This is a genomic window from Variovorax sp. Varisp85 (assembly GCF_047304045.1).
Taxonomy (GTDB): domain Bacteria; phylum Pseudomonadota; class Gammaproteobacteria; order Burkholderiales; family Burkholderiaceae_C; genus Variovorax.
On the sequence record NZ_JBGLYN010000158.1, the window covers coordinates 1 to 389 of the forward strand.

The 389-nt window shown below is 66.3% G+C and carries 1 protein-coding gene; it reads left to right on the top strand.

Translation table 11 applies throughout. The features are described 5' to 3' along the window. On the top strand, positions 1-389 hold a 389-nt coding region (locus ACCC97_RS28840; protein ID WP_413336405.1), incomplete at both ends, for an IS66 family transposase.

A 389-nucleotide genomic window follows, 5' to 3' on the forward strand; every position in this document is an offset into this window, starting at 1 on the left:
GCGTACCTCTGGAGCTACTGCACGACGAGCTACAGCGCGTTGCGCGCGGTGGTGTTCGACTTCGCCGACAGCCGCGGCGGCCAGCATGCGCGCGCCTTCCTCGGGCTGCCGGGCGAGTGCGGCTGGCGCGGCACGCTGGTGTGCGATGACTTCAGCGGCTACAAGGCGTGCTTCGAGCTCGGCGTCACTGAGGCGGGCTGCTTGGCGCACGCGAGGCGCAAGTTCCACGAACTCTGGGCCAATCACGGCAGCCCGATCGGCGAGCAGGCGCTGAAGTTCTTCGGCGAGCTCTACGCCGTCGAACGCGAGGTTGCCGAATTGATGCCTGAGGAGCGAAGGCGAATACGACAAGAGAAGTCGCACAAGGTGGCCGATGCCCTGCAGCAATG